4 protein-coding genes are annotated in these 2,409 nt (G+C 64.2%); all 4 read right to left on the bottom strand.

The window, feature by feature from the left end; all coding sequences use genetic code 11:
* Nucleotides 1-699: replication initiation protein (locus KTQ83_RS11605; RefSeq protein ID WP_217285049.1), on the bottom strand; the 699-nt coding region annotated here is incomplete at its 3' end.
* A 736-nt stretch (nt 700-1,435) separates the two neighbouring features.
* Nucleotides 1,436-1,759, bottom strand: a complete 324-nt coding sequence (locus tag KTQ83_RS11600) for a hypothetical protein (protein ID WP_012520240.1) — start codon at nt 1,757-1,759, stop codon at nt 1,436-1,438.
* Nucleotides 1,760-1,806: 47 nt separating this feature from the next.
* The gene (locus tag KTQ83_RS11595) at nt 1,807-2,124 is read right to left on the bottom strand and encodes an RNA polymerase sigma factor sigma-70 region 4 domain-containing protein (RefSeq protein ID WP_101628946.1); all 318 of its coding nucleotides are present in this window, start codon (nt 2,122-2,124) and stop codon (nt 1,807-1,809) included.
* On the bottom strand, nt 2,121-2,409 hold a 289-nt coding region (locus KTQ83_RS11590), incomplete at its 5' end, for a primase C-terminal domain-containing protein (protein WP_217285048.1). The genes KTQ83_RS11595 and KTQ83_RS11590, both read right to left, overlap by 4 nt.

Raw genomic sequence — 2,409 nt, 5'->3', positions numbered from 1 at the left:
GTTGAGCTGGTGGCACGTGGCACGCACGTGCTCCCGCAGCATCTCGCCGCTTATGGCCGTCCTGTCAGGCAGTTTGCGCACGTATCGGTAGGCGTCCGTGCGCGCCTCGTCGAACAGCGTGCAGTTGCGTCCCAGACCGACCGTGCGGGCGCGCTTCGTACGCTTCCACGACGCGGGCGGCATGTCACCGTGCTCTTCGAGCGCGGCGCGCAGCTCTTCGAGCGCGTATGCGTCGGATGCTGTGATTTCGCTGCTCCACGCCCCGCTGAGCGGGTTTTTCATCAGGAGCCCCGCGTAGCCCGCGTCGCCGTCGCAGGAGCGTCTGAGGCCCTCTGTGACGCTCCTGGCGAGCTTCAGTGGCTTGAGCCTCGCCACGTCCGTGCGGCAGACGGGCGCGGCCAGCACCCACGCCGCGTGCGCGTGCCCGTTCGCGGGATTCTCCATGACCAGGTTCGGCATCATGCCCTGGTGCTCCCACAGCGCCATCGCACGCCCCTCCGCCGCGTCGATGTCCACAACGAGCATGTTCACCAGAGCCGCCGGATTCGTCTCGATATGCTCATGTTTCAGCGCGTCCGCGCGGCTCCTGCGCCGCAGCTGCGCGTAGTCGTCGTCGCAGCACAGCGGTCGCCGGGGCAGGTACCAGGCGTCGAACGCGGTCGGCAAATCCAGTGTCGGCTGCGCGAGTTTTTCAGTCATACCGAGCATGGTACACCCTATTTGTGCACTGTCCAAGTAGGCATAAAACCAAGTCAGATAATTCAGCCGCAAGCCCCGCTTGCGCTGTCCGGCGGCTCACTCCACCCGCTCCCTGGCCCCTCTGGCCTCTCGCTTGTCCTCGAACAGCCCTCCCAGCAGCCCCTCGACGCGGTGGAATGACACAGTGACCTCCTCCACTTGCTCCGGCGTGATGCGCTCGTCAAAGCGTCGGCTGAACCCAGCCCACCGCCCCGGCTTCCTGTGCGCTCAGATGGGCATCTCCATGGAGGTGTCCATGGACACCCTATGGATATCTCGATGGACATCTCCATGGAGATGCCCATCAAATCGAAGGTAAGCAAGCTAGACGGTTCATGTACATGAACCGAACGCAGCACCTCCAGCGCCCTTCGGCGCTGGAGCAACAACCCGAGTGCCGAAGGCCGATGACCGGAAATGCTCCGCGCAAAAGCCGCAAGGCCGGAGTAGCAAGCGACGTGATTGGATATCCAATCACGTCGCTTGCTACTCCAGTGCCGATTTCATGGTTTCTCTGCGGTGTCCTGCATGGCGTGATTTCGTTCATGCCCCGTCCTTTCCGTCGATGCGTTTGGCGGGGTAGCCGTCCCCGTCCGCTCCAATCGTCCGTCGATTCAGCGCGCGCCGGTCTGGACACTCGGGGCTTGGGGAACGAAAAAGCCCCGCGAAAGAATCGCGGGGCCTGCTTCGCCGCCTGCTAGTCCAGCAGCAGTGCTTCCAGCTCGTCGGCCAGCCCGTCCACGTCCCAGCTACGCACCGCGCCGCACGTCCAGGACGCCCCATCGATTCCGACGTGCATTCCGAACAGCGGCAGGTCGTCCGCCGTCCTCCACACGTCCACCGAATCGGTGGTCTGGCGCTCACCCGTCTTCATGCACGCGTCTATCGCGTCCAGCAGCTCCCTGGCCGTCCTGCGCGGCAGGGACAGCGACAGGCGCGCGGAATCGATGATGGTTAGCAGCACGCCGCCGTCCTCGGCGTCCTCGACCTCGATCTGCAAATCGGCGTGACGGATTTCCATGGTGGCCTCCCTAAGTGCTGTGTTCGCGTTTGGGGCAACGTTTAGCGTCAGTCGAACAGTGGCATCTCGCCGGGCAGATGCTTCGATTTCTCCGCCGCCTCTGCCTCGCGCTCCTTGCGCGCGCGGTAGCAGCGCTGCCGAACCGCGCTGCTGCTCATGCCGAAGTGCTCGGCGGTCTGCGGCCACGTGTGTCCCTCGTCATCGTGGTAGGCGCGGATGGACTCGCGCATCGCGGCCTGCTCGTCAATCCAATCCTCGCGTTTAACTGCGTTCCATGAGCGAATCGTGCGCGGATTGACGCCGAACATCTCCGCCATCTCGCGGGCGGGAAGCGGGCGCTTCTTCCTCAGGATTGTTCTCGTCATTCTGCTGCCTCCTTCATGTATTCCAGGTACTTCTGGTATCTGCTCTCACCGTCATGCTTGTTCTCACGCCCTCCCTTGCGGCCGCGTGCGGATTGCATGGCGATGAAGGTGGCCTCGCACGCCACGGCCCCGTCGCGCCACATGCGGCTGCGCGTGGTTATCCACTTGTGGATGCTCTTGGCGATGTCTTCGACCTCGCGTGCGGGCAGCGGATCCGCGAACAGCTCGGCGTTGAGCTGGTGGCACGTGGCACGCACGTGCTCCCGCAGCATCTCGCCGCTTATG

The sequence above is a fragment of the Holdemanella porci genome, assembly GCF_019052655.1.
In the GTDB taxonomy this organism is placed as follows: Bacteria; Bacillota_I; Bacilli_A; order Erysipelotrichales; family Erysipelotrichaceae; genus Holdemanella; species Holdemanella hominis.
This window is presented reverse-complemented; position numbering and strand designations above follow the sequence as displayed.